Below are 22,935 nucleotides of genomic sequence, written 5' to 3'. Positions count from 1 at the left end.
CAGCCCGCTACCCTTGTGGGGTAGCGGGCTTTTTTATGCCTGGAGGAAGCCACATGGTGTACGTGCAAAGGGATGCCGAGGGGCGGTTGCTGCGGGTAGAGCATGATCCGTTCGACGGTATGACAGAGACGCTGGCCGTCGAGAGCCAAGAGCTGCACAACTGGCTTGAGGCTCGCGAGGAGGTCAAGGAGCGTCTGGCCAGCCTGAAGGACTCCGACCTGGAACTGGTGCGGGTGCTGGAGGACGTGGTCAGCGTGCTGGTGGAGAAGGGGGTGATTCGCTACACCGACCTGCCCGAAGCTGCACGGCGCAAGCTGGATCAGCGTGCCGTGACCCGTGCCGAGATCGAAGGCCTGGCGGGCCTGCTGGGCGACGAGGAAAACCAGCTGATCTGATTGGCTTGATCGGCGCTATGCGTTGCACACGGCAAGAGCCCGCCTGGCGATAGCGCTCCAGGCGAGCCGGTCGTGCCTCACTGCCGTTATTCAGCCTGCCAGGGTGCAGGGGCTCCGATCAGGCGGCCCATGGCACCGTGGATGCCCAGCTCCTTGAGCACGTTCAGTTCGCCTTCGGTTTCCACCATCTCGGCGATCAGCGGCAGATCAATGCTGTTGGTCGCGCGGAAGATCGCCTCGATGAACACGCGTTTGTCGTCTTCCTTGTCGATGGCGCGGATATAACTGCCGTCGATCTTCAGATAGGCCAGGCCCAGATGGGTCAGGTTGCCAATCAGGCTGAAACGCCCACCAAAGTGCTGCAGGCCCAGCTGATAGCCGGCGTCGCGTACCTGCTGGCTGAGTTTCTCCAGCTCTGCCGGTGGCGGCAGGTAGCGTTCGTCCAACTCCAGAGTCATCAGTTCGCCCTGTTGTGGGTTGGCCTTGAGTACGTCCAGTAGCTTGCCCAGGCTGGCGGCATCGCGCAGGGTCGCGGCTGACAGGCTGAGGGCCAGCGGCTGTGGATATTTGGCCAGGTGTGCCAGGCTGTGTTCGAGCATGGCCAGGTCGAAGCGCGCGGCCCAGCCCAGGCGTTCGATCCAGGGCAGGAAGCGGCCGGCGGCCACGGCTTCGCCGTTCGGGTCGAGCAGGCGAGCCAGGACCTTCTGATGCAGGACCTGGGTGGTATCGACGCAGGTGGTGACCGGCTGGAAGTACAGCTGCAGCATGCTCTGGTTGAGCGCATCGTCGATCCAACGCCGCCAGTCGTGCAGGCCCTGGCCGCTGCTGGCGTTGTAGTCGTCCAGGCGCTCCCAGGGCTTGCCGGCATTGCTTTGCGCCTGAGCTAGCGCCTGGTCGGCACGGCCGATGACATTGGGTACTTCTTCACCAGGTTTGAAGGCGGCTATGCCCAGGTGCGCAACGGGGGTGCAGTCACTGGCGCCGGTCTGACGCAGGCTTTCCAGGCCATCCACCAGCTCCTGTGCGAGGCGGTCGGCGTCCTCACCGACCAGCCCAGGGGTGAGCAGGGTGAATTCTCCGCCGCGGCTACGCGAGGCCAGCCAGTCCGGGGTGCCGCGTTGCTCCATGAGGCGCTTGAGCAGTTCGCCGATGCTGTAGATCAGTGAGTCGGTACGCTGGCCCCCCATGCGCTGGTTGAGCCCGCCGAGGTCGTTGACGCGCAGGAAAGTCAGGTAGCCGGCGGCGTTCTGTTCGGTGACGGCCAGCTGGTTGGCCAGCTTGATCTCGAACAGGCGGCGGTTGGCCAGGCCGGTCAGGCTGTCCTGGTAGGCTTCCTCGCGCAGTTTCTCGCTGCGTGCGGCCTCTTCGGCGAACAGTTGCTTGAGCTTCTCGACCATCTGGTTCATCGCCAGCACCACGCGCTTCAATTCGGGCGTGCGCGGCACACGGGGCAGGGTGAGGAATTCGCGGCGGCTGATGGCCTGGGCCTGGTTGACCATGTTGTCCAGTGGCCGTAGCTGGGTGCGCAGCAGCCAGCCGCCGAGGATGGCGCTGACCACGCCGCACAGCAGCAGCCAGAGCAGGCTGCCGATGGCGCTGTCCCACAGCTTGGCCAGGGCGAACTGCGGATGGCTGAGCACTTCGACCCGCGCCGCCTGTTCCCAGCCGCGCATGATCAGCGCATCGCCGCCTTCCGGCTCCAGGTCGACCAGATCGACGAACCACTGCGGCACCCGGTCCGAGGTGGTGGTGGTGCGGCGTTCGACTATGACTTCGTCGCCGGGAATGCGTATCACGCGGATGGTGGCGAAGTAGCCGCTGTCGAAGATTGAGCTGACCATCAGCTCGATCATCGCCGGATCGTCCACGTGCGGCGTCATCGACAGCCCGAGGGCGGTGGCGGCGTCCTGGGCGTGCGAGCGCAACTGGCTGAGCAGTTGTTCGCGCGAGGTCTCCACGCTGGCGATGAAGCTGCCGGTGAAGGCCACCACGAGGAACAGGCAGATGGCTAGAAACAGCTGTTTCAACAGGGACATAGGCTTCTCCTAACCCTCACCGATGTCGAAGCCTTCGGCTCGCATCTTCTTCAACAGATCCTGCCAGCGCGACAGTTTCTTGGTGTCGCTCTTCTTGCCGGTCTGCCCCGGCAGGTAGAGACCCTCGGCATTGAAGGCGTAGACCGGCAGCAGATCCTTGCGCTTGGACGCCGGGCGGATTTCGCCGATCAGGTTGTCCAGTACCAGTGGCTCGGCGCTGGGGCTGGAGTAATAGGTGAGCACCATGTGCGCCTGGTTGTACTGCAGCGCCTTGACGTAGGTGATGCGCAGCTTCTCGCTGGGCACACCCAGGCGGCGCAGGGTGAAGTACTTGGCGATGGAGTAGTCCTCGCAGTCGCCAGCGCCCTTGATCAGCGCCTCGACGGGGGTTGCCCAGTAGTCGTTCTGCCGCCAGTTGCGGCTGTCGTCGGAGAAGCGGAACTGGCGGTTGAAGAAGCGGTTTACCGTGGCCAGCTTCTCGTTCTCCGGGAGGTTTTCACTGGCGCGGATCAGCTCGTCCCAGGCCTCGATGCGGCCCTTGGCGGCGCCCAGGCTGCCGTAGCGTTGCTCGGCCTTCTGCAGGATCACGCCGAAATCCCAGTTGGCGCTGGCGACCATGGCCAGCAGCAGACCGAGCAGGGCAAGCATGCGCAATCTGCCGGCCGGCAGGCGCTTGGCTCGTCCTTGAGAACTCGGCCGGAGCTGCATGAGAGGGTCTCCACAGGAGGTGGAGAAAGTGTAGGCAGAGGCGGGGATTTCTGCCGCTGCGTCTAGGCGTCAATCACGCGCCGACAGGGTCTTCTGGCGCAGGATGTAGATGCTCACCAGCACCGCGCTGGTGAGCATGAAGGCGCGGGCCCAGAGCATGGGCACCAGGTAGCAGGACAGGGCGATGCTGGCCCACATCAGGCCGATGGCGTAGACCTTGCCCTTGAGCGGAATGCCGTTGCCTTCCAGGTAGTCACGAATCCACGGACCGAGATGCTTGTGGTTGACCAGCCAGAGGTAGAAGCGCTGCGAGCTGCGCACGAAGCAGGCCGCCGCCAGGAGCAGGAACGGGGTGGTCGGTAGCACCGGTACGAAGATGCCGATCACCCCTAGCGCCACGCTCAGCCAGCCGACCGCCAGCAGCGCATAGCGAACGCTGCGGTGGCGGCTCTGCTGGATATCGGCGTGCGCCATGAGCGCGCCTTAGTGGTGGCGCGGCTTGAGGAGTGCGGGTTTTTCTTCTGGTGCGTGGCAGAGCAGGAACAGCGCGGTGAGCAGTTCCGGGATCTGGTCGACCATGCTGTCCACCAACTGGCGGTCACGGGCGATCTCGGCGAATTCCGGCTGCTCGTCGAACAGGCCGGAGGCGACCATGATCGGCAGCAGCAGCTCGCTGACTTCGTCCTCGGAGTCTTCGAACCACACCGCTTCGCGCAGGAACACGCCTTCCATGAAGCCGATGCACCAGCCGCGCAGGTCGGAGTCGTCGGGCTCGTCGCCCAGATCCAGGTCGCAAGGCACTTCCGGCTCGTCGTCGCTGGCCAGTTGGCGGGCGATGTGGGCCTTGAGCAGGTGCAGGGTGGTCTCGATCTCTTCGCGCTCAGCCTCGCTGCGGTAGTGCGGCGGCTCGGCGAACAGCGCGTCGATCCACTCGCGCTCCGGCACTTGATCGGGGCAGATTGAGAGGGCGGTCAGGTAGCCATGGGCGGCCACGTAGTCCAGCGCCTCCTCGTGCAGGTCGTCGGCATCGAGGAAGGCTTGCAGGCGGGACAATTGCTCGGCGAAGGACATCGTGGAACTACCTTGAGTGAGTAAACACCGGGATTCTAGCCGCCCATGCCCGCAAAAGCACGGCCGACGGGCGATGGCCTGGTCGCCGGCCTGCTCGCGTATACTGCGCGGCTCGCAATGGAGACCGGCATGCTCGCGCAACAAGCCCTCAGCATCCTCAAGAACGTATTCGGCTACGACGCCTTCCGTGGCAACCAGGCGGCCATCATCGAGCGCGTCGCCGCAGGTGGCGATGCCCTGGTGCTGATGCCCACCGGCGGCGGCAAGTCTCTGTGCTATCAGGTGCCCGGGCTGCTGCGCGAAGGCCTGGCGGTGATCGTCTCGCCGCTGATCGCGCTGATGGACGACCAGGTCGCCACCCTCGACGAACTCGGCGTGGCCGCCGTGGCGCTGAACTCCACGCTGAGCAACGACGAGCAGCGCGACATCGCCGAGCGCATCCGGCGCAACGAGATCAAGTTCCTCTACCTGGCGCCCGAGCGCCTGGTGCAGCCGCGCATGCTCGACTTCCTGCAGCGCCTGCCGCAGGTGGCCCTGTTCGCCATCGACGAGGCGCACTGCGTGTCGCAGTGGGGCCACGATTTCCGCCCGGAATACCTGCAACTGGGCCAACTGGCCGAGCTATTCCCCGGCGTGCCGCGCATCGCCCTGACCGCTACCGCGGACATGCGTACCCGCGAGGAGATCGCCCAGCGCCTGCATCTGGAGCAGGCCGAGCGCTTCCTCTCCAGTTTCGATCGGCCGAACATCTTCTACCGCATCCAGCCCAAGGATCAGCCGCGCAAGCAGCTGCTGGCCTTCCTCTCTGCGCGCAAGGGCGATGCCGGCATCGTCTACTGCCTGTCGCGCAAGAAGGTGGAGGAGGTGGCCGACTTCCTCAGCGCCCAGGGTTTCCCGGCGCTGCCTTATCACGCCGGCTTGCCCAGCGATCTGCGTGCCTATCACCAGAAGCGCTTCCTCAACGAGGAAGGCCTGATCATGGTGGCGACCATCGCCTTCGGCATGGGCATCGACAAGCCCAACGTGCGCTTCGTCTGCCACATGGACCTGCCCAAGAGCCTGGAGGCCTATTACCAGGAAACCGGTCGTGCCGGCCGTGACGGCCTGCCTGCCGACGCCTGGATGGCCTACGGTCTGCAGGACGTGGTGTTCCTCAAGCAGATGCTGGCCAACTCCGAGGGTGACGAGCGCCACAAGCGCATCGAACAGCACAAGCTCGACGCCATGCTCGCCCTCTGCGAGGAAATCCGCTGCCGCCGCCAGGCGCTGCTGGCCTACTTCGACGAGGAGCTGGCCCAACCCTGTGGCCACTGCGACACCTGCGTCGACAACGTGCAGACCTGGGATGCCACCGAACCGGCGCGCCAGGCGCTGTCGGCGATCTACCGCAGCGGCCAGCGCTATGGCGTCGGCCACTTGGTGGACATCCTGCTCGGTCGCGACAACGAGAAGATTCGCGCCTCCGGCCATCAGCACCTGGCCGTGTTCGGCATGGGCAAAGCGCTGTCCGAGGCGGACTGGCGCACGCTGTTCCGCCAGCTGGTGGCGCGCGGCCTGGCCGACGTCGACCTGGAAGGCTATGGCGGCCTGCGCCTGTCCGACAGTTGCCGCTCGCTGCTGCGTGGCGAGGTGACCCTGGAGCTGCGGCGTGACCTCAAGCCGCAACAAGCGGCCAAGGCCAGCGGCAGTAGTGCCAGCCAGTTGGTGCGTGGCGAGGAGCGCGAGCAGTGGGAGGCGCTGCGCGCCCTGCGCCGCAAGCTGGCCGAGGAACACAGCGTGCCGCCCTACGTCATCTTCCCCGACTCGACCCTGCTAGAGATGCTGCGCAGCCAGCCGCGCAATCTCTCCGAGATGGCCCAAGTCAGCGGCGTTGGCGCACGCAAGCTGGAGCGCTATGGCGAGGCCTTCCTCGAGGTGCTCAACGGTGGCGAGTCCGCCGAAGCGCCCAAGGTGGTTACTGATCTGCGCCACGAACTGGTCAGCCTGGCCCGCGCCGGCATGACCCCGGCGCAGATCGCCAACCAGCTGAACTGCGGCGAGAAGAGCGTATACAACCTGCTGGCCGAGGCCATCGGCAGCCAGCAGCTGTCGTTGGAACAGGCGTTGGATCTGCCGGAGGAGCTGCTCGGCGAGATCCAGGACGCCTTCCTCGACGGCGAGGGCGAGCTGCCGCCAGTGACGGCGGTGGCCGAGCAGTTCGCCGGGCAGGTGCCGGAAGGCGTATTGCACTGCGTACGTGCCGCGTTGCAGGCCGAGTTCGAGGTCTGAGAGCCGGATCACGATCTCCTGGCTGTCGGCCATACGGCGTTAAAAGCGCCCTCGGAATGCTCATTTACCACCCGTAAACTGCGCTTCCTCGGGCTTTTTGCCTTGTCTGGCTCTAATCCAGAAGATCGTGACCAGGCTCTGATGTCGCGGCGTTAACCATTCTTTACGTCGGAAAGTTGGCGACAAACTTGTGACGTTTGTCACAAATAGATAGGGTGCTCCCCGAGCGAGCAACGAGAGAGGTCACTGGTGTCGCCACATTCCGAATGGTTGGATGAGGTACGCCCCAACCCTTACGCCGAGCAGCTGTCCCAAGGTTTCCGCTACCTGCGTTTCGTGCCCGCCATCGAGCTGGAATATCGCGCCCATGTGCTGCGCGAGAGTTTCCATCTGCGCCGTGTGGCATTGCTCTTCGCGGTTAGCGTGTGGGCGTTGTTCGCGCTGGCCGACTTCTGGATGCTCGATGCGCCCGTGCTCTATGCCGCACTCGCCATTCGCCTCGGCGTGCTGGGGCTGCTGCTGGTGTGTGGCCGGCTGATCATCAATCGCCGCTATCCGCACCTCACTGCGTCGCTGAGCATCGCCTGCATCGGCTCCATGGGCCTGGGGGCGGCAACGATCATCGCCCTGGCGCACCATCAGGCCGCGGACTTCCCCTACGAGGGGTTGCTGCTGGTGTGCATCGCCGCCTATTTCCTGGTCGGCCTACGTCTGTCCGAGGCGCTGTTCACCGCGCTGCTGGTGGTGCTGGTCTACGGCGTGCTGGAAACGCTGGTGGGCCTGGCGCCAGAGCGGCTGTTCAACAACCTGCTGTTCCTGCTGGTCGGCAATCTGATCGGTGCCGTGGGTTGCTACCTGCTGGAGCTCAAGTCCCGCGAGCAATTCCTGGTCAGCCGCCTGATGGGGCTGCTGGTCCATCGCGACAGCCTCACCGGCCTGCACAACCGGCGCAGCTTCGATCGCGAGTTGCCACGCCTGTGGCGCCAGGGGCTGCGCGAGGGGCGCTCGATCGCGCTGCTGCTGTGCGACGTCGACCATTTCAAAGCCTACAACGACCACTACGGCCACCAGGCCGGCGACCAGGCCCTGCGCCAGGTCGGCGAGGTGCTGCAGCAGGGCGGCCGGCGCCCGCTGGACATGGCCGTACGCCTGGGTGGCGAGGAATTTGCCGTGCTGCTCTATGACATCTCGCCGGAGGAGGCGCGGCAGCGTGCCGAGACCTTGCGCCAGATGTTGGAGGAACGGGCCATTGCACATTGCGGCTCGCCGGTGGCGGAGGTGCTGACCCTGTCCATCGGCGTGGCCTGCCGCCCGCCGACGGCGGACGAGGATCCCTTCGGCCTGTGCGCGCACGCCGACCGCGCCCTGTACGAGGCCAAGGCCTTCGGGCGCAATCAGGTCGTGACCTGAAGCGTCATAGCGGCTGGCGCGAATCGTCTCTCGGGCCGGCCGGTCCGGCTGCTAGCATCGGCGCTTTCTCCAGGAAGCGTGCTCATGGAACGACTGATCCAGGCTGACGGCCAGCCTCATTACGGCATCTTCCCGGCTGCACCGGGCGAGGTGAACTGGCGTGATTTCGACTTCCGCTCGCCCATGGGCCGGCGGCTCGGGGCGCTGGCCAAGTGGCGGCGTTTCCACCAGTTCCAGTATTTCGGCATCGTCAGCGACGAGCTGATCGGTGGCTGCGCGCTGGCCGATATCAGCCTGCTCAGCGTCGGCTTCGTCTACCTGTTCCACCCGGCCAGCGGGCGCATGATCGAGCGCCAGTTCAAGCGGCCGTTGGGCCTGGGCGCGGACTTCTCGCCGCAGCCCAACCAGGGCATTTGCGAGCTGCGCAGTGGCGCCAACCTGCTGCGCCTGGACAACAGCGGTAGTGACAAGCACCTGCTGGTGGAGTTGGACGACGGCACGCGCATCGAGGCGAGTTTCTCCGAGGAACAGTTCCAGCCCATGTGTATCTGCACGCCGACCGCGGTCAACGGCTGGGTCTACGCGCAGAAGGTCGCCGGGGTGCGTTGCCAGGGCAGCGTGCGCAGCGCACTGGGAGATTTCGATCTGCAGACGCTGGGGGCCTTCGCCCATCACGACTGGTCGGCCGGCTACATGCGCCCGGAAACCTTCTGGAACTGGGCCTGCCTGTCCGGCCAGGTGGGGGGCGCGCGGGTCGGTCTCAACCTGTCCTGCGGGGTCAACGAAACCAGTTTCAGCGAGAACTGCTACTGGCTGGATGGCGAGTTGCTGCCGGTCGGCGGCGTGCATTTCCAGTTCGATCGCAACGACCCGTTGCAGCCGTGGCGCATCGTTTCCGGCGACGGACAGGTGGAGCTGAGTTTCCGCGGCCACGGCTTGCACCGCGAGCACCTGAACCTGGGCGTGCTGGCCAGCAACTTCAAGCAGGTGTTCGGCTGCTTCCAGGGCACCCTGCGGCCGCCGGGCCGCGAGCCGCTGGTGATCGACAACCTGTGGGGCTTCGTCGAGGATCAGTATGTCAAATGGTGACGGCAGGCTTGGCGGCCGACGCGGCTGGAGTTATGGTTAGTTGACTAATAATTAGGTTTTTCTGCTGTCCACGCACACTCAGGGGAGGGGACGGCAGCGGAAGCCAGTAGAGAGTCTTCTATGCACAACTTCGCGCAACATAGTTTCGGCATGCAGCTGGCCCAGCTTTCCCGCTCCTGGCGCGCCGAGCTGGATCGGCGTCTCTCCGGGCTCGGCCTGTCCCAGGCGCGCTGGTTGGTGCTGCTGCACCTGGCCCTGCTCAAGGAGGCCCCGACCCAGCGCGAGCTGGCGCAGACCGTGGGTGTAGAGGGGCCGACCCTGGCTCGCCTGCTCGATGGTCTGGAGGCTCAGGAGCTGGTGCGACGCATCGCCGTGCCGGAAGATCGCCGCGCCAAGAAGGTGGTGCTGAGCGATAAGGCTCGCCCGCTGATCGAGCAGATCGAGAGCATCGCCCAGCAGCTACGTCAGGAGCTGTTCGTTGGCGTCAGCGAGGAAGAACAGCGTCTATGTCAGGGCATCCACGCGCGCATCCTGAGCAATCTGGAAAAAATCTGATTAGTTCCAGTTGGTTAGTGATGCTATTGTGCTATCTCGATTTTGCATAAGTGCCGATTGGCGTTCCCGTCGACGGTTTCTTAAGCTGACTTCATGCCCATAGCCATTGCTGGGGGCATGTCGGGTTGCAAGGGAAGGTCTGCCCGTCATTCTTACTTCACCCACCAGGCCTGCCGGGGATAAGCATTCCCAAGGATAGCAGGCCAGTGCGTGTGACCGGGAGAGGCCGCATGGCTCGAATCCGTGACCTGCTCCTGACCCTGGCGTCGGGGTCGGCATTCTACTCGGGGCTGGTCCCCGCCCTGGGCCTGGGCGAGATCGACCTGCACTCGGCGCTCAACCAGCCACTGGATGCAGAGATCGAGCTGTACCAGATCGGTGACCTCAGCAGCGACGAGATCAAGGTGCGGCTGGCTTCGGCCGAGGAATTCAACCGCGCCGGGGTCGAGCGTTACTACTTCCTCAACGACCTGCGTTTCGCGCCCATGCTCGATGGCGGCCGCGCGCGCATTCGCGTGGTGTCCAGCAAGCCGGTCCGCGAACCCTACCTGAATTTCATCGTCGAGGTCGCACGTCCCGGTGGCACGTTGCTGCGCGAGTACACAGTACTGATCGACCCGCCAGGCATGAACTATGGCCAGCAGGCGGCGCCTGCTGCCCCGGCGCGCAGCGAACCTCGCGCGGTGGCGTCTCAGCCAGTAGCACCACGCGCGGTGCCGGCGGCCATTCGCGGCGAGCGCTACAGCGTGCAGCGTGGCGACAGCCTGTGGAGCATTGCCGGGCGCCTGCAGGCCGCCGGCTCCACGGCCAGCCGCGAGGTGCTGATGGCCGATATCCATGCCCTCAACCCCCAGGCCTTTGCCGGTGGCGATATCAATCGCCTGCGCGCCGAGGCCGAGCTGTTGCTGCCCGATAGCGTAGCGGCGCGTGAGCAACCGGCGCCGACGTCCGCTCCCGTAGCGCAGCAACCCGTGGTCGATGCTCCGGCAGGCAATGTGGTGCAGGAGCAGATCGAGGTCGAGCAGCACCAGGCCGATGCCGAACTGGTCGAGGTCACCGCACAGAACCAGGCGCTGCAGGACAACCTGGTCGCGCTGCAGGACCAACTGTCCCAGCTGCAGGCGCAGATGGCCGAGAAGGATCGCCAGCTGCAGCAGATTCACGATGAGTTGCAGCAGCGCCGTGAAGCGCCGCTGGCACCCGTCGTCGAGTCCGTCCCAGCACCGGTTGCTCCGGTGATTGTGGAGGAGAAGAGCAGTGGCCTGTTGATGTGGCTGCTCAGCGCCGTACTGGTGGCGCTGTTGCTCATCGCGGCCCTGTTGCTGGGCCGTCGGCGTTCTCCGGCGAAGCAGGCCGAAGCGCCACGGCGCGCGCCTGTGCCGGAAATGCGTCCGCAGGTGCGAGTGGTGACTCCACAGCCGGCGCGTGCCGAGACCCCGAGCGAGGAAGTGTTGGCTCCTGCTCCTGGCTTGGCGCCAGCGCGCCTGCCCACGGGTGCGGCCGACCCGCTGGAGGGGGCTAACATCTATATCGCCTACGGTCGCTTCTCCGAGGCCGCCAGTGCGCTGCGCAAGGGCATTGCCCTGCAACCAGCACGTCTCGATCTGCGCCTGCGTCTGCTCGAGGTGCTCGGCGAGATGGGCGATGGCGCCGCCTTCGTGAGCCTGCAGCAGGAGCTGCTGGAGATGGGCGCCAGCCATGTTCAGGTGGATCAGATTCGCTCGCGTTACGTTGCGACCCTGCGTCAGCCGCAGGAGCACGCGCCGCTGGCCGATGCCGTGCTGCAGCTGGACGAGGCGCCGGTACCTGCGGCGCCCGAGGACGAGTTCCAGCTCAATCTCGATGACCTGTCCCTGGATGCCGACTGGGGCCTGGCCAGTCCGTTCAAGCCCGAGCAGCCGGTGCGCAGCAAGGCGGTGAAGGAGCCGGCGTACGATCCCGACTTCCGCTCCGACCTGCAGCAGCTGCCGGATGTGCTGGAGATGGACGCTATCGTCGAGGGCTTCCCCCAGGAGCAACTCCTGGACGACGAGCTCACGGACGCCTTCACCAGCTCGGCGGAGAGCGACCTCGACCACCTGGCCGGCAACCGCGAACATCTGGTCAAGCTGAACATGGCTCTGGCCTACATCGAACAGGGTGACATCGGCAGCGCCTGCGACATCCTCAACGAGGTGATCAGCACAGGCGACGAGCAGGAGCGCCAGCAGGCCAGGGAGCTGTTGGCCAAGATCGCCTGATTCGGTTTAGGGCGGGAAGACAACGCCGCGGTAGAGCCGCGGCGTTGTCCTTTGTGGGGCGCTATGATGGCGGCCCTTTTCGTTTTGGAGCGTTCGATGTCCAGCAAGCCCGAGGTCGTCATCACCTACTGCACCCAGTGCCAATGGCTGCTGCGCTCGGCCTGGCTGGCCCAGGAGCTGCTCAGCACCTTCTCCGACGAGTTGGGCATGGTCAGCCTGCAGCCGGGCACCGGCGGGGTGTTCCGCATCGTCTGTGATGGCGTGCAGCTGTGGGAGCGCAAGACCGACGGCGGCTTCCCTGAGGCCAAGGAACTCAAGCAGCGCCTGCGCGACCTGATCGACCCGGAGCGCGACCTCGGCCACAACGATCGCTGAGCCTTTGTATCAACCTCTTTACCCGCCTTTTACCCGCCTCTGACGTTGCTCCGGCAGGCCTCGCGAAATAATTGCCGCGAGGCCGCATTCGCTGGCCGCAATGATCGAACGAGGTGAATGACATGCGACGCCCCCTGCGCATCATCGGCCTGAGCCTGATGCTCTTCGGTATTTCCGGCAGCCTGCTGGCTGGGCCAGGAGGACCGGGTGGCCCTGGGCCAGGCGGTCGTCCGGGCGGCTCCTGGGGCCCGGGACCGGGTCCGCACGGTGGTGGTCATGGCCTGCCGTCGTTCGCGCGCGAGCTGTGGATCGGCAACATGCTGTACTTCGTCGCGGCCGGGACCTACTACCTGTGGAACGCCAACAGCCAGCGCTACGAAGTGGTCAGCCCGCCGCCGGCAGTGCAGGGCAATGCGGTGGCCAGTTATGAAGTGATCGCCTATCCGGCTAATGGCCAGAGCGTCGACCAGCAGGGCCGTGATCGCTACGAGTGCCACAGCTGGGCGGTGGCGCAGAGCGGCTTCGACCCGGCCACCGCGACCCAGCCGGTCGGCGCCGACAGCACCGATCGCTACCGCCGGGCATTGGGCGCCTGCCTGGCCGGGCGCGGCTATAGCGTCAACTGAGGTCGTCGACCGTGGCGGCGTGCTTGCTCAGGCGCGCCGAGATGATGGTGGCGAGCAGGATCAGCACTCCGCCGCAGAGCATGCGCAGGCCCGGCTGCTCATTGAAGATCCACCAGGCGAAGAGGATGCCGTAGACCGGCTCCAGGGCGAACACCACTGAGGCGCTGCGTGCGTTGAGCACGCGCAGGCTGGCGACGAACAGGCTGTGCGCCAGTGCCGTGCAGAGCAGGCCGAGCAGGGCGATCCACAGCCAGTCCATGGGCCGCACATCGCTCAGCAGGCCGCCGGCCAGCGGCAGGCAGACCAGCACGATGCCGAGGTTCTGCCAGTAGGCGGCCTGAGCCGGCTTGATCCCGGCGGTGGTGGCGCGGTTACCCACCGAGACCATGGCGAACAGCAGGCCGGACAGCACCGCCCAGCCGAGGCCGAGGGTGGCGTCGCTGCTGATGTCGAAATGCGGGGTGACCAGCACCAGGCCCAGGCACACCAGAGCCACCACGCCCCATTCGGCGCGGCGGATGCGCTCGCGGAACAGCAGCCCCTCGAGCAGCACGGTGAAGGCCGGGAAGCTGGCGAAGCCGAGCGTGGCGATGCCGACGCCCGAGACCTTGACCGCGATGAAGAAGGTCCACCAGTGCCCGCCCAGTAGCAGCCCGACCGCGGCCAGGGCCAGGCGCTGGCGGTTATTCAGGCGCGCGGCGGGCTCGCCGATGTGGGTGAACAGGCCCAGCGCGGCCATGGCGAACAGGGCGCGGCCGAACACGATCACCAGCGGTGCGGCCAGGGCCAGCTTGCCGAAGATGCCGGAGAGGCCGAAGAACACGGCGCCCAGGTGCAGGGCGAGGAGGGCGGTACGGTGTTGCATGGTTTTTTCCAAGCTGCGGGAAACGAAGTCTGATTCAGACCAGGCGCAAGAACATCAAGCGAGGCGGGCACCATTGGGCAGCGGCCGGTCGAAGCTGGCTAGCACCACCTTGCCCTCCTGATCGTAGACACCGGTGACCAGGACCTCCGAGCGTACCCCGGCGACGCGCTTGGGCGCGAAGTTGCACACGCAGAGCACCTGGCGGCCGATCAGCTCGTCGGCGCCGTAGTGCGCGGTGAGCTGGGCGCTGGAGGTCTTCACGCCGAGCTCGCCAAGATCCACTTCCAGGACATAGGCCGGCTTGATCGCCTTGTCGTTGGGGCGGGCGCTGAGCAGGGTGCCGACGCGCAGTTCCACGCGCTCGAAGTCCTGCCATTCGATGGTCTGCATGCCGATCTCTCCTGAATGATCGGCCGAGTCTAGGCGCAAGGGACCATCCGCGTCTGTCGCGAGGCTCGCGGACTTTGTCGCAGGACTCGCGTCAGGCTTCGCTGCGCAGCTGGCGCGGGGTGACGCCGAACTCACGCACCAGTGCGGCGGTGAAGGCGCTCTGCGAGCCATAGCCGACCCGTGCGGCGACCTCGCCGACCGCCAGGCGCGAGTTCAGCAGCAGCTCGCGGCCTAGACGCAGGCGGCGCTGGCGCACATAGTCCATCGGCGTGTGGCCGGTCTCACTGACGAAGCGGGCATGCAGGCGTGCGCTGGACAGGTCGCACAGGCGCGCCAGGTCGGCCACCTGCAATGGATGGGCGCAATGGCGGTCGATGTGCGCATCGATGCTTGCCAGCGGCAAGCCGACAGGCGCCGGGGCCGCGCTGGCGCCGCTAAGGCTGGCCAGCAGCAGGGCGGCGCCTTGCTGGGCGATCACGTGATCATCGATCGGGCTGGCGGCCAACCAGTCGACCAATCGGCCCTGGGCCTGGCTCAGGTCGAGGCGGCCGGGCGTCTCCAGCAGGCGCCGGCTGGCATCCAGATGATGCCCCAGGCGCTGTTGCAGCCAGCCGCCCTCCGGCACGTCGAGCACCAGGCAGTGGCTGCCCAGGGGGCTGGCGCAGGCGTGGTGGCTGCCCGGCGGCACCACTGCCAGGCTGTGGCTGGCGACCCGGCAGCCGCGACCTTCCACCTCGAAATCGAGCAGGCCGGACAGGCCGAACACCAGCTGGGCGTGTTCGTGGCTGTGGGCAATCTGTTCGTGATGGTAGTGGCGCAGCGAGAGCAGCTGGGTCATGGCGGGCTCCTGATCGAGCGGCCAGTGTACACGCCGCGCCACGCCGCCGGTTGTCACGCAAGAGTCATGCGCATGTCATGGTTGTTTCACCGCTGCCGCGCAAGCTCGGCTAAACCCAGCCGGAGGCCGCCAATGAGCATCGCCGAGCGCAGCAAGCCCAGCCGCAAGCAGCATGTCCGCACCCTGTGGATTTCCGACGTCCACCTAGGCACCCGCGACTGTCAGGCCGAACGCCTGGCGGCCTTCCTCAAGCGCTACCAGGCCGACCGCGTGTACCTGGTCGGCGACATCATCGACGGCTGGAAGCTGCGTGGCGGCATCTACTGGCCGCAGGCCCACACCAACGTGATCCGCCGCCTGCTGACCATGAGCAAGCGTGGCACCGAGGTGATCTACGTCACCGGCAACCACGACGAGTTCCTGCGCCGCTATTCCACGCTGATCCTCGGCAATATCCAGTTGGTCGACGAGGCGGTGCACGAAACCGCCGATGGCCGCAGGTTGCTGGTGATCCACGGCGACCAGTTCGACGTGATCACCCGCTACCACAGGTGGCTGGCCTTCCTCGGCGACTCCGCCTACGAGTTCACCCTGACCCTCAACCGCTGGCTCAACCACTGGCGCGAGCGCTGGGGCTACGGCTACTGGTCGCTGTCGGCGTTCCTCAAGCACAAGGTCAAGACGGCGGTAAACTTCATCAGCGACTTCGAGGAGTCCATCGCCCATGAGTGCGTGAAGCGCGGCCTGGACGGCGCCGTCTGCGGCCACATTCACCACGCCGAGATTCGCCGGGTGAACGGCGTCGAGTACATGAACTGCGGCGACTGGGTCGAGTCCTGCACCGCGCTGATTGAGCACCTGGATGGCAGCATCCAGCTCTACCGGCTGGCCGAGGATCAGGCACAGACCGCGGCTGTGGCGAGCATAGGGCAGGCGGCATGAGGGTACTGATCGTCAGCGATGCCTGGGCGCCGCAGGTCAACGGTGTGGTCACCAGTCTGCAGGCGCTGGTCAGCGAACTGCGGGGCCTGGGGCACCTGGTCAAGGTGCTGTCGCCGCAGGATTTCCGTCATGTGCCGTGCCCTAGTTATCCGGAGATTCCGCTGGCCTGGGACCTATGGCGGGTCGGCCCGGCGATCCGCGATTTCCGCCCGGACTGTGTGCACTTGGCCACCGAGGGACCGCTGGGTTGGGCCGCGCGGCGCTGGCTGCTGCGTCGTGGCCTGGCCTTCTCCAGCGCCATCCATACGCGCTTCCCCGAATACGTGAATACCCGCTGGCCGTGGATCGCGCTGCGCTGGGGCTATGCCTTCCTGCGCCGCTTCCACCGTCCCAGCCAGGCCGTACTGGTCAGCACCGAGCGCTTGCGCGAGGAGTTCGCCAGCCAGGGCCTGGGGCGTCTGCGTCTGTGGCGCAAGGGTGTGGATACCGGCTTGTTCCAGCCGCGACCACGCGAGGAGGGGCAGCCGGTATTTCTCTATGTCGGGCGTCTGGCGGCGGAGAAGAACCTGCGTGCCTTCCTCGACCTGGACCTGCCGGGAGAGAAACGCCTGGTCGGCGATGGCCCGGAGCGCGAGGCGCTGCAGCGCGATTACCCGCAGGCGCAGTTCCTCGGCTACCTGCAGGGCGAGGCGCTGGCCGCACAGTTCGCCGCCGCCAGCGTGCTGGTATTCCCCTCGCGTACCGATACCCTCGGCCTGGTGATGCTCGAGGCGCTGGCCTGTGGTACGCCGGTGGCGGCCTTCCCGGTGGCGGGCCCGCTGGATGTACTGCAGCCGGGGCTGACCGGGGTGATGAGCGAGGACCTGGCCCAAGCCTGCCTCGCTGCGCTGCAGCTGGACCGCCAGCTGTGCGCCGAGCAGGCCGCGCGCCAGTCGTGGCGAGCCTCGGCACTGGAGTTCCTCAGTGCACAGCCACGCCTCGATGGCGAACCACTCGGACAGGTGTTGTCGAGTCTGGTAGAGCTTCCGAACGTGGGGCTTGACCTCAAGTCGACTTGAACCGGCAAGCTGCTCCCATCAGCCATCCGATGGGAGCACCGCATGAGCACATCCAACCTGTTAGATGATCAGCAGCGCCTGTGGAATGGCCCCGGCGGCCAGGCCTGGGTCGATTCGCAGCAACTGCTCGATGCGCTGTTCGCGCCACTGTTGCCGCCGCTGCTGCAGGGCCTGAGCAGTGGCGCGCGGGTGCTGGACATCGGTTGCGGCACCGGGGCGACCAGCCTGGCTGCTGCCAGCATCAGCGGCGACTGCCTGGGTATCGATATCTCCGCGCCCATGCTGGAGCTGGCGCGCACGCGGGCCGAGGGCGAGAGCAATCCGGCGCGTTTCGTTTGCGCCGATGCGCAGGTGCATGACTTCGCCGCAGCTTCCTACGACTGGCTGATCTCGCGCTTCGGTGTGATGTTCTTCGCCGACCCACAGGCGGCATTCGCCAACCTATACCGAGCGGCCACCAGCGGGGCGCGGATGCGCCTGCTGGCCTGGCGCGGCGCCGAGGACAATCCCTTCATGGTCTGCGCCGAACGAGCGGCTGCGCCCTGGTTGCCGGCACTACCGACTCGCCGGCCTGGGGCGCCCGGACAGTTCGCCTTCGCCGATGCTGCTCGGGTGCACGGCATTCTGCAGGCGGCTGGCTGGGAGGAGGTGGAGGTGCGCGCGCTGGACGTGCCGATGAGCATGCCGGAGTCGGCGCTGCAGCCTTACCTGAGCCGACTGGGGCCGGTTGGCCTGGTGCTGCAGCAGTTGCCGGAGATCGAGCGAGCCGCGTTGTTGGCGCGGCTGCGGCAGGCCTTCGAGCCTTTCGTGAAGGGTGGCCGAGTCGAGTTCTCGGCGGCCTGCTGGCAGATCGAGGCGCGGGCTAGAGGATGACCTTGTCGCGCAGCTTCTCGGCGGCCAGGTTGAGGGCCTGGATGACCTTCTCCTTGTCGTAGTTCTGGATGCCGTTGGTATCCAGGTACATGGAGAAGCCCGGCATCTCGTGCTCGACGTAGCTGGAGCGGGCGCCCAGGTCGCGGCGGTGGTCCACCACCTGGTAGATCTGCACCGGTCGGCTGAAGCCCTTGACCGCGATCTGGCCCTTGTCGCGGCACATGATCAGGTCCTTCACCAGCGAGTAGGTCTCGTGGGAGATAAGGATCTCACCGGCCTCGGAGGAGCTTTCCAGGCGGCTGGCCAGGTTCACTTCGCGGCCGATGATGGTGTAGTCCATGCGCGTATCGGCGCCGAAGTTGCCGACCGTGCAGTAGCCGGTGTTGAGGCCCATGCGGATCTCCAGCGGCTTGGTGATGCCCTGGGCGCGCCACTGCTGGCGCAGCACCTTCATGTGCTTGCGCATGGCGATGGCCATGGACACGGCGTTCACCGCGTCCTTCTTGGCGCCCTGGCTGCTTGGGTCGCCGAAGAACACCAGCACGCTGTCGCCGACGAACTTGTCGATGGTGCCGCCGTGCTTGAGAGCGATCTTCGACATCTCGTTGAGGTAGGTGTTGAGCACGTCGGTGAGCTGTTCGGCTTCCAGCTCTTCGGTCAGCTCGGTGAAGCCCTTGATATCGGAGAAGAACACGGTGAGCTTCTTGCGCTGGGTCTCCAGGCGCACGTGCTTCTTGCCGCTGAAGATCATTTCCCAGACCTGCGGCGACAGGTACTTGGCCAGGTTGCGGGCCAGGCGCGCGGCCTTTTCCTGCTCGCGCTTGATCTCGCTACGGGCCTGGTTCAGGCGCATGCCCTGCTCGTGGACGAAGAAGGCGGTGATGCACACGTACAGGGTGGTCAGCAGGATGCTGACCAGGGCCACCAGGCTGGGTGTGGCGACGTTGATCTCCGGGCGGACCAGCGCCGTGTTCAGCGCCACGCTGCCTGCGGCCACCAGCATGGCGACGCCCATGTTGCGCAGTCCGCCGGCAACCAGCGAACTGAAGCCCAGTGTCAGCAGGAACATCAGCGCCGGTACCACCGAGAAGCCCATCAGCACGACAGCGGCGCCGGCGTGGATGGCGTCGATGAACAGCAGGATCAGGGTGGTCTGCTGCGGGTAATCACGCTTGAAACGGTTGCCCAGGTGGTACGCCAGGTGCGGATAGAGCAGGGCGTAGGGCACCAGCCAGAGGATGTTGTAACCGAAGTGGTTGACGTAAGTGCCGGCGGCCAGGGCAGCGGCGGGGGCGATATAGGCCAGCACTCGCGAATAGTATTCGCGCAGCAGCGGAGCAGGATGTGCCTGGGGAGCTTCCCGGACGATAGGCTTCATGTATGCAGCGATCCCTGATGTTTTTCTGGCGCCTCTGGCGGGCGTCTGGTCGGTCTGCAAGACCTGAGCCAGGAGTAATTCGGGCCGGGGGATCATAACCAGCCCATGGCCGGCGGCCAAGCTCGGCCGCCGGATGGCTGCAATCAGCTCATGGCCGCCTTGTACAGCGACTGCTTGGGCTGGGCGAAGACGCGGCGCAGCATGGGTTCGAAGAACTCCAGCGGCAGCGCTTCGGCTTGCGGATCGAAGGCCGCGGCGTCGTAACGGGCGCAGAACTCGATGGTGGCCTGGAACTGCGGGTGGTCCTTGAACTGCTCGCGCAGGTGCCGATCCATGCCCAGGTGATGGAAGAAGTAGTAGCCCTGGAAGATCGCGTGCTTCTCGATCATCCAGTGGTTTTCCGGGCTGACGAATGGCTTGAGGATAGCGGCGGCGATATCGGCGTGGTTGTAGGAGCCGAGGGTGTCGCCGATGTCGTGGAGCAGGGCGCAGACCACGTATTCCTCGTCCTTGCCATCGCGATGGGCGAGGGTGGCGGTTTGCAGCGAGTGGGTCAGGCGGTCGACTGGGAAACCACCGAAGTCGCCATCAAGCAGGCGCAGGTGGGTGAGGATGCGGTCCGGCAGCAGCTTGGCGTACTGGGCGAAGTCCTTGGCGATGATCGCCCAGTCGTCGGCGCTGCCGTCTTCCATATGGGTGAAGCGTGCGTGAGCGTTCATCCGGCGGTTCTCTTGTTGTTATGCGCGATCACGGAAAGCACTGCGGCGGACACGGTTCCGCCGCAGTGCTGTTGTCGTCGACTCAGAAACGGATGCGGCCGGTGAAGGCATCCTTGAGCATCACCCAGTCACCCATGAGGCTGTACAGCGGGTATTTGAAGGTGGCCGGCTTGTTCTTCTCGAAGACGAAGTGGCCGACCCAGGCGAAGCCGTAGCCGGCGAAGGGCAGGGCCAGCAGCCACAACCACTGCTGGGTGACGATGGCGTAGGCGAGGATGCTCAGCACCAGCAGGCTGCCGACGTAGTGCAGGCGGCGGCACACGTCGTTGCTGTGCTCCTGCAGGTAGTAGGGGTAGAACTCGGCGAAGCTGTTGAAGCGGGCGGTGGTTTCAGCGCTCATGGCGTACCTCCTGTCATTGTTGGTCGCAGTCTACGCGGGCGGTACCCGGCGGCCAGTGACATACAGTGCCAGTTTAGTATCCCAGCGCGCCGCCGCTCAGGCGAGGCGGCTCACTTCTTGCCGGGGATGGGGAACGACTTCAGCGCATCACGGAGGATCTTCCTGGCGACATCCTCGGGGTGGGCCGGGGCCACATCGCTGAGTAGCGGCTGATCGCCTGCATCCGCGTCATCGTTGTCCTGCGCGGGCTCTGCGCTGCTTCGATCCAGGCGTTCCCCGGTTTCGCGCAGCTCGTCATCCGAACCGATCATGCTCGTGTCTTCCTGTGGCTTGCTCTTCTTGTCCGCGAAATCCTAAACGACATTGCGCGCCAGCGCATGGACCGGGGAGCGCAGGCGCGATTCACCCGGTCCATGATGGTATGGCTCCTGCGCCACGGGGTTAGTATTCTTGCGCCGCCAACCCGTGCGATTCATAGAACAACAAAGCCGATGAGCGAACGTACCACCTCTTCCAGCTGGGCTTCCGGCATCGTCCAGGCCCTGGAGCTGAGCGGCGTAGATTGCCGCCAGCTGTTCGAGCGCCTGGAGCTGGACTACCAGGCCCTCAACGACCCGGATGCGCGCTTTCCGCAGGACGCCATGACTCGTCTCTGGCACCTGGCGGTGGAGGCTTCCGGCAACCCGGCCATCGGCCTGAACATGGCGCGGGTGGTGCGGCCATCGTCGTTCCACGTGGTGGGTTATGCGCTGATGTCCAGCCGCAACTTGCTGGAAGGCTTCAATCGCCTGGTGCGCTATCAGCGCATCATCGCCGAGGGCTCCGACCTCAGCCTGCGTCCGCATCCGGAAGGGTACGAGCTGATCTTGGCGATCCACGGCGACCGCCTGCCGCCGGCCAAGCAGAGCGCCGAGGCATCGCTGGCCTATTGCCTGGCCTTCTGCCGCTGGCTCACCGGCAAATCGATCACACCGCGCCGGGTCAATTTCCAGGGTGGGGCGCCCGCCAATCGCGAGCTGTATCAGCAGGCCTTCCAGGCGCCGCTGGAATTCAATGCCGAGCACTATTCGCTGCTGTTCTCCCGCGCTGATCTGGAAGCGCCGCTGCCCAGCGCCAACGAGGCGTTGGCGCAACTGCACGACCGCTTCGCCGGCGAGTATCTGGCGCGCTTCTCCGAAAGCCGGGTGACCCACCAGGTGCGCCAGGTACTGTGCCGCCTGCTGCCGCAGGGCGAGCCCAAGCGCGAGGCGGTGGCCCAGGCGCTGCTGCTGTCCGAGCGCACCCTGCAGCGCCGCCTGCAGGAAGAGGGCACCAGCTACCAGCAGTTGCTCGACGACACCCGCCGCGAGCTGGCCGAGCAGTATCTGGCCCAGCCCAACCTGACCCTGCTGGAAATCGCCTACCTGCTCGGCTTTGCCGATCCCAGCAACTTCTTCCGCGCCTTCCGCCGTTGGTTCGATGCCACGCCGGGCGAGTACCGCGCGCGGTTGTAGGAGTCCAGCGGGCGATACCAGGATAAAAATTCGTTCTGAGCGTCGCGAGCGCGCCTCAGCCGTGGGCGGCCAGCGCGTAGCAAGCGCAGTGGACGTGAGGTCCATGAGCATTGCGAGCACTGCCCGCACGCGGATCAGGCGTGCGCAGCAGCTCAGGGCGGATTTTTAGTGGCGCCAGAAGGCGGGGAGGAGCAGTACCAGTACGGTGAGGATTTCCAGCCTGCCCAGCAGCATGCCCGCGCTCAGCAGCCATTTGGCCGTGTCCGGCAGGCTGGAGAAGTTGCCGGCCGGGCCGATGATCGGGCCCATGCCCGGGCCCACGCCGGACACCGTACTGGCCGCTCCGGACAGCGCGGTGATCCAGTCCAGCCCGCACAGACTCAGGGCCAGCGCCAGGGCGGCGATGGTAATAGTGAAGAAGAACGAGAAGGCCAGGATCGAGCGGACGATGTCCTCGTCCAGTCGATGGCGGTTGTACTGCTGCTTGATCACCGCGCGCGGGTGTACCAGCTGCATCAGGTTGGCCTTGAGCAGGATGAAGGCGACCTGGAAGCGGAACACCTTGAGGCCGCCGGCGGTGGAGCCGGAGCAGCCGCCGATGAAGCCCAGGTAGAAGAACAGCATGGTCGAGAAGCCGCCCCACAGGCTGTAGTCGCCGAGGGCGAAGCCGGTGGTGGTCATGATCGAGGTGGTGTTCACCGCCACGTGGCGCAGGGCCTCGAGCCAGTGCAGCTTGGTGGTCAGGGTGTACCAGGTGGCCAGCACCAGCCAGCTGCCGACCAGCACGAACATGAAGCCGCGCACCTGCTCGTCGCGGATCAGCGCCTTGTAGTTGCCGCGCAGGGTCGACACGTAGAGCACGAACGGCAGGCTGCCGCAGATCATCACCACCACCGCCACCCAGTGCACGGCCGGCTGCTGCCACTTGGCCAGGGAGGCGTCCGAGGTGGAGAAACCGCCGGTGGAAATCGCCGACATGGAATGGTTGATGGCGTCGAACAGGCTCATGCCGGCCAGCCAGAAGCCCAGCACGCCCAGGGCGCTGAGACCGACGTAGGCCACCACCATGTACTTGGCCACCATGTGCGAGCGCGGCATGACCTTGTCCGAACGGTCCGAGGATTCGGTCTGGAACAGGCGCATACCACCGATGCGCAGCATCGGCAGGATCGCCACGGCCATGGCGATGAAGCCGATGCCGCCGAG

At 65.8% G+C, this 22,935-nt stretch carries 24 protein-coding genes; 12 read left to right on the top strand and 12 right to left on the bottom strand.

Annotated elements, in window-relative coordinates; translation table 11 throughout:
• Window positions 1-53 precede the first annotated feature (53 nt).
• Window positions 54-395, top strand: a complete 342-nt coding sequence (locus tag IP89_RS16085; protein WP_043310625.1) for a hypothetical protein — start codon at window positions 54-56, stop codon at window positions 393-395.
• Between the two features lie 86 nt (window positions 396-481).
• Here IP89_RS16085 and lapD read toward each other — a convergent pair whose 3' ends face one another.
• From lapD to IP89_RS16065, 4 genes are all read right to left on the bottom strand, one after another.
• Window positions 482-2,431, bottom strand: coding sequence for a cyclic di-GMP receptor LapD (lapD, locus tag IP89_RS16080; protein ID WP_043310624.1), 1,950 nt, complete (start codon window positions 2,429-2,431; stop codon window positions 482-484).
• Window positions 2,432-2,440: 9 nt separating this feature from the next.
• Window positions 2,441-3,079 carry a cysteine protease LapG gene (gene lapG, locus IP89_RS16075; RefSeq protein WP_052081113.1) on the bottom strand — a complete coding sequence of 213 codons (639 nt, stop codon included), beginning with the start codon at window positions 3,077-3,079 and terminating at the stop codon, window positions 2,441-2,443.
• A 129-nt stretch (window positions 3,080-3,208) separates the two neighbouring features.
• Entirely contained in the window at window positions 3,209-3,613 is a 405-nt protein-coding gene (locus IP89_RS16070) for a YbaN family protein (protein ID WP_043310623.1), read from the bottom strand.
• Between the two features lie 9 nt (window positions 3,614-3,622).
• The gene (locus IP89_RS16065) at window positions 3,623-4,210 is read right to left on the bottom strand and encodes a YecA family protein (RefSeq protein ID WP_043310622.1); all 588 of its coding nucleotides are present in this window, start codon (window positions 4,208-4,210) and stop codon (window positions 3,623-3,625) included.
• A 129-nt stretch (window positions 4,211-4,339) separates the two neighbouring features.
• Here IP89_RS16065 and recQ point away from each other — a divergent pair, with 129 nt between their 5' ends.
• The 7 genes from recQ to IP89_RS23550 all read left to right on the top strand — a co-directional run bounded on the left by recQ (window position 4,340) and on the right by IP89_RS23550 (window position 12,773).
• Window positions 4,340-6,478, top strand: a complete 2,139-nt coding sequence (gene recQ, locus IP89_RS16060; RefSeq protein WP_043310621.1) for a DNA helicase RecQ — start codon at window positions 4,340-4,342, stop codon at window positions 6,476-6,478.
• Between the two features lie 249 nt (window positions 6,479-6,727).
• Complete coding sequence (locus IP89_RS16055; RefSeq protein WP_256203156.1) at window positions 6,728-7,888, top strand: diguanylate cyclase; 1,161 nt, start codon at window positions 6,728-6,730, stop codon at window positions 7,886-7,888.
• Between the two features lie 84 nt (window positions 7,889-7,972).
• The gene (locus tag IP89_RS16050; protein WP_043310619.1) at window positions 7,973-8,977 is read left to right on the top strand and encodes a DUF2804 domain-containing protein; all 1,005 of its coding nucleotides are present in this window, start codon (window positions 7,973-7,975) and stop codon (window positions 8,975-8,977) included.
• A 120-nt stretch (window positions 8,978-9,097) separates the two neighbouring features.
• A complete protein-coding gene (locus tag IP89_RS16045; protein WP_043310618.1) occupies window positions 9,098-9,532 on the top strand; it encodes a MarR family transcriptional regulator in 435 nt (144 codons plus the stop codon).
• 230 nt (window positions 9,533-9,762) lie between these two features.
• Complete coding sequence (locus tag IP89_RS16040) at window positions 9,763-11,772, top strand: FimV/HubP family polar landmark protein (RefSeq protein ID WP_052081112.1); 2,010 nt, start codon at window positions 9,763-9,765, stop codon at window positions 11,770-11,772.
• Window positions 11,773-11,868: 96 nt separating this feature from the next.
• Complete coding sequence (locus tag IP89_RS16035; RefSeq protein ID WP_043310617.1) at window positions 11,869-12,147, top strand: SelT/SelW/SelH family protein; 279 nt, start codon at window positions 11,869-11,871, stop codon at window positions 12,145-12,147.
• A gap of 158 nt (window positions 12,148-12,305) precedes the next feature.
• Window positions 12,306-12,773 (top strand): hypothetical protein, encoded by a 468-nt coding sequence (locus IP89_RS23550; RefSeq protein ID WP_256203157.1) that lies wholly within the window; start codon window positions 12,306-12,308, stop codon window positions 12,771-12,773.
• Here the strand turns inward: IP89_RS23550 and IP89_RS16025 are convergent.
• From IP89_RS16025 to IP89_RS16015, 3 genes are all read right to left on the bottom strand, one after another.
• On the bottom strand, window positions 12,766-13,638 hold the full coding sequence (locus IP89_RS16025) for a DMT family transporter (protein ID WP_043310615.1): 873 nt from the start codon (window positions 13,636-13,638) through the stop codon (window positions 12,766-12,768). The genes IP89_RS23550 and IP89_RS16025 overlap by 8 nt on opposite strands.
• A gap of 54 nt (window positions 13,639-13,692) precedes the next feature.
• Window positions 13,693-14,028, bottom strand: coding sequence for a tRNA-binding protein (locus IP89_RS16020; RefSeq protein WP_043310614.1), 336 nt, complete (start codon window positions 14,026-14,028; stop codon window positions 13,693-13,695).
• Between the two features lie 91 nt (window positions 14,029-14,119).
• Window positions 14,120-14,866, bottom strand: coding sequence for an AraC family transcriptional regulator (locus tag IP89_RS16015; protein WP_177326890.1), 747 nt, complete (start codon window positions 14,864-14,866; stop codon window positions 14,120-14,122).
• 132 nt (window positions 14,867-14,998) lie between these two features.
• On the opposite strand from IP89_RS16015, the gene IP89_RS16010 reads away from it, so the two are divergent.
• The 3 genes from IP89_RS16010 to IP89_RS16000 are packed head-to-tail and all read left to right on the top strand — an operon-like array spanning window position 14,999 to window position 17,739.
• On the top strand, window positions 14,999-15,808 hold the full coding sequence (locus tag IP89_RS16010; protein ID WP_043310613.1) for a UDP-2,3-diacylglucosamine diphosphatase: 810 nt from the start codon (window positions 14,999-15,001) through the stop codon (window positions 15,806-15,808).
• The gene (locus IP89_RS16005) at window positions 15,805-16,866 is read left to right on the top strand and encodes a glycosyltransferase family 1 protein (RefSeq protein ID WP_043310612.1); all 1,062 of its coding nucleotides are present in this window, start codon (window positions 15,805-15,807) and stop codon (window positions 16,864-16,866) included. The genes IP89_RS16010 and IP89_RS16005 overlap by 4 nt, the downstream gene beginning before the upstream one ends.
• A 42-nt stretch (window positions 16,867-16,908) precedes the next feature.
• A complete protein-coding gene (locus tag IP89_RS16000; RefSeq protein ID WP_043310611.1) occupies window positions 16,909-17,739 on the top strand; it encodes a class I SAM-dependent methyltransferase in 831 nt (276 codons plus the stop codon).
• Here IP89_RS16000 and IP89_RS15995 read toward each other — a convergent pair.
• From IP89_RS15995 to IP89_RS15980, 4 genes are all read right to left on the bottom strand, one after another.
• Window positions 17,729-19,117 (bottom strand): adenylate/guanylate cyclase domain-containing protein, encoded by a 1,389-nt coding sequence (locus tag IP89_RS15995; protein WP_043310610.1) that lies wholly within the window; start codon window positions 19,115-19,117, stop codon window positions 17,729-17,731. The genes IP89_RS16000 and IP89_RS15995 overlap by 11 nt on opposite strands.
• A 143-nt stretch (window positions 19,118-19,260) precedes the next feature.
• Window positions 19,261-19,836 carry an HD domain-containing protein gene (locus IP89_RS15990; protein WP_043310609.1) on the bottom strand — a complete coding sequence of 192 codons (576 nt, stop codon included), beginning with the start codon at window positions 19,834-19,836 and terminating at the stop codon, window positions 19,261-19,263.
• Window positions 19,837-19,918: 82 nt separating this feature from the next.
• The gene (locus IP89_RS15985) at window positions 19,919-20,236 is read right to left on the bottom strand and encodes an Mpo1-like protein (protein ID WP_043310608.1); all 318 of its coding nucleotides are present in this window, start codon (window positions 20,234-20,236) and stop codon (window positions 19,919-19,921) included.
• A gap of 110 nt (window positions 20,237-20,346) precedes the next feature.
• Window positions 20,347-20,547, bottom strand: a complete 201-nt coding sequence (locus IP89_RS15980) for a hypothetical protein (protein WP_043310607.1) — start codon at window positions 20,545-20,547, stop codon at window positions 20,347-20,349.
• 180 nt (window positions 20,548-20,727) lie between these two features.
• Here IP89_RS15980 and IP89_RS15975 point away from each other — a divergent pair, with 180 nt between their 5' ends.
• Window positions 20,728-21,729: an AraC family transcriptional regulator gene (locus IP89_RS15975; protein WP_043310606.1), complete on the top strand. Its 1,002-nt coding sequence runs from the start codon at window positions 20,728-20,730 to the stop codon at window positions 21,727-21,729.
• A 165-nt stretch (window positions 21,730-21,894) separates the two neighbouring features.
• Here the strand turns inward: IP89_RS15975 and IP89_RS15970 are convergent.
• Window positions 21,895-22,935 (bottom strand): TrkH family potassium uptake protein (locus tag IP89_RS15970; protein WP_043310605.1); only part of this gene is annotated, 1,041 nt, incomplete at its 5' end.

Source organism: Pseudomonas sp. ML96, assembly GCF_000761545.1.
GTDB lineage: Bacteria > Pseudomonadota > Gammaproteobacteria > Pseudomonadales > Pseudomonadaceae > Aquipseudomonas.
This window is presented reverse-complemented; position numbering and strand designations above follow the sequence as displayed.

What these genes read in the sequence shown, in the direction of transcription:
- IP89_RS16085 (WP_043310625.1), top strand. Translation starts at nt 54, where the DNA reads ATGGTGTACGTGCAAAGGGATGCCGAGGGGCGGTTGCTGCGGGTAGAG.
- lapD (WP_043310624.1), bottom strand. Translation starts at nt 2,431, where the DNA reads ATGTCCCTGTTGAAACAGCTGTTTCTAGCCATCTGCCTGTTCCTCGTG.
- lapG (WP_052081113.1), bottom strand. Translation starts at nt 3,079, where the DNA reads ATGCTTGCCCTGCTCGGTCTGCTGCTGGCCATGGTCGCCAGCGCCAAC.
- IP89_RS16070 (WP_043310623.1), bottom strand. Translation starts at nt 3,613, where the DNA reads ATGGCGCACGCCGATATCCAGCAGAGCCGCCACCGCAGCGTTCGCTAT.
- IP89_RS16065 (WP_043310622.1), bottom strand. Translation starts at nt 4,210, where the DNA reads ATGTCCTTCGCCGAGCAATTGTCCCGCCTGCAAGCCTTCCTCGATGCC.
- recQ (WP_043310621.1), top strand. Translation starts at nt 4,340, where the DNA reads ATGCTCGCGCAACAAGCCCTCAGCATCCTCAAGAACGTATTCGGCTAC.
- IP89_RS16050 (WP_043310619.1), top strand. Translation starts at nt 7,973, where the DNA reads ATGGAACGACTGATCCAGGCTGACGGCCAGCCTCATTACGGCATCTTC.
- IP89_RS16045 (WP_043310618.1), top strand. Translation starts at nt 9,098, where the DNA reads ATGCACAACTTCGCGCAACATAGTTTCGGCATGCAGCTGGCCCAGCTT.
- IP89_RS16040 (WP_052081112.1), top strand. Translation starts at nt 9,763, where the DNA reads ATGGCTCGAATCCGTGACCTGCTCCTGACCCTGGCGTCGGGGTCGGCA.
- IP89_RS16035 (WP_043310617.1), top strand. Translation starts at nt 11,869, where the DNA reads ATGTCCAGCAAGCCCGAGGTCGTCATCACCTACTGCACCCAGTGCCAA.
- IP89_RS23550 (WP_256203157.1), top strand. Translation starts at nt 12,306, where the DNA reads ATGCTCTTCGGTATTTCCGGCAGCCTGCTGGCTGGGCCAGGAGGACCG.
- IP89_RS16025 (WP_043310615.1), bottom strand. Translation starts at nt 13,638, where the DNA reads ATGCAACACCGTACCGCCCTCCTCGCCCTGCACCTGGGCGCCGTGTTC.
- IP89_RS16020 (WP_043310614.1), bottom strand. Translation starts at nt 14,028, where the DNA reads ATGCAGACCATCGAATGGCAGGACTTCGAGCGCGTGGAACTGCGCGTC.
- IP89_RS16015 (WP_177326890.1), bottom strand. Translation starts at nt 14,866, where the DNA reads ATGACCCAGCTGCTCTCGCTGCGCCACTACCATCACGAACAGATTGCC.
- IP89_RS16010 (WP_043310613.1), top strand. Translation starts at nt 14,999, where the DNA reads ATGAGCATCGCCGAGCGCAGCAAGCCCAGCCGCAAGCAGCATGTCCGC.
- IP89_RS16005 (WP_043310612.1), top strand. Translation starts at nt 15,805, where the DNA reads ATGAGGGTACTGATCGTCAGCGATGCCTGGGCGCCGCAGGTCAACGGT.
- IP89_RS16000 (WP_043310611.1), top strand. Translation starts at nt 16,909, where the DNA reads ATGAGCACATCCAACCTGTTAGATGATCAGCAGCGCCTGTGGAATGGC.
- IP89_RS15995 (WP_043310610.1), bottom strand. Translation starts at nt 19,117, where the DNA reads ATGAAGCCTATCGTCCGGGAAGCTCCCCAGGCACATCCTGCTCCGCTG.
- IP89_RS15990 (WP_043310609.1), bottom strand. Translation starts at nt 19,836, where the DNA reads ATGAACGCTCACGCACGCTTCACCCATATGGAAGACGGCAGCGCCGAC.
- IP89_RS15985 (WP_043310608.1), bottom strand. Translation starts at nt 20,236, where the DNA reads ATGAGCGCTGAAACCACCGCCCGCTTCAACAGCTTCGCCGAGTTCTAC.
- IP89_RS15980 (WP_043310607.1), bottom strand. Translation starts at nt 20,547, where the DNA reads ATGATCGGTTCGGATGACGAGCTGCGCGAAACCGGGGAACGCCTGGAT.
- IP89_RS15975 (WP_043310606.1), top strand. Translation starts at nt 20,728, where the DNA reads ATGAGCGAACGTACCACCTCTTCCAGCTGGGCTTCCGGCATCGTCCAG.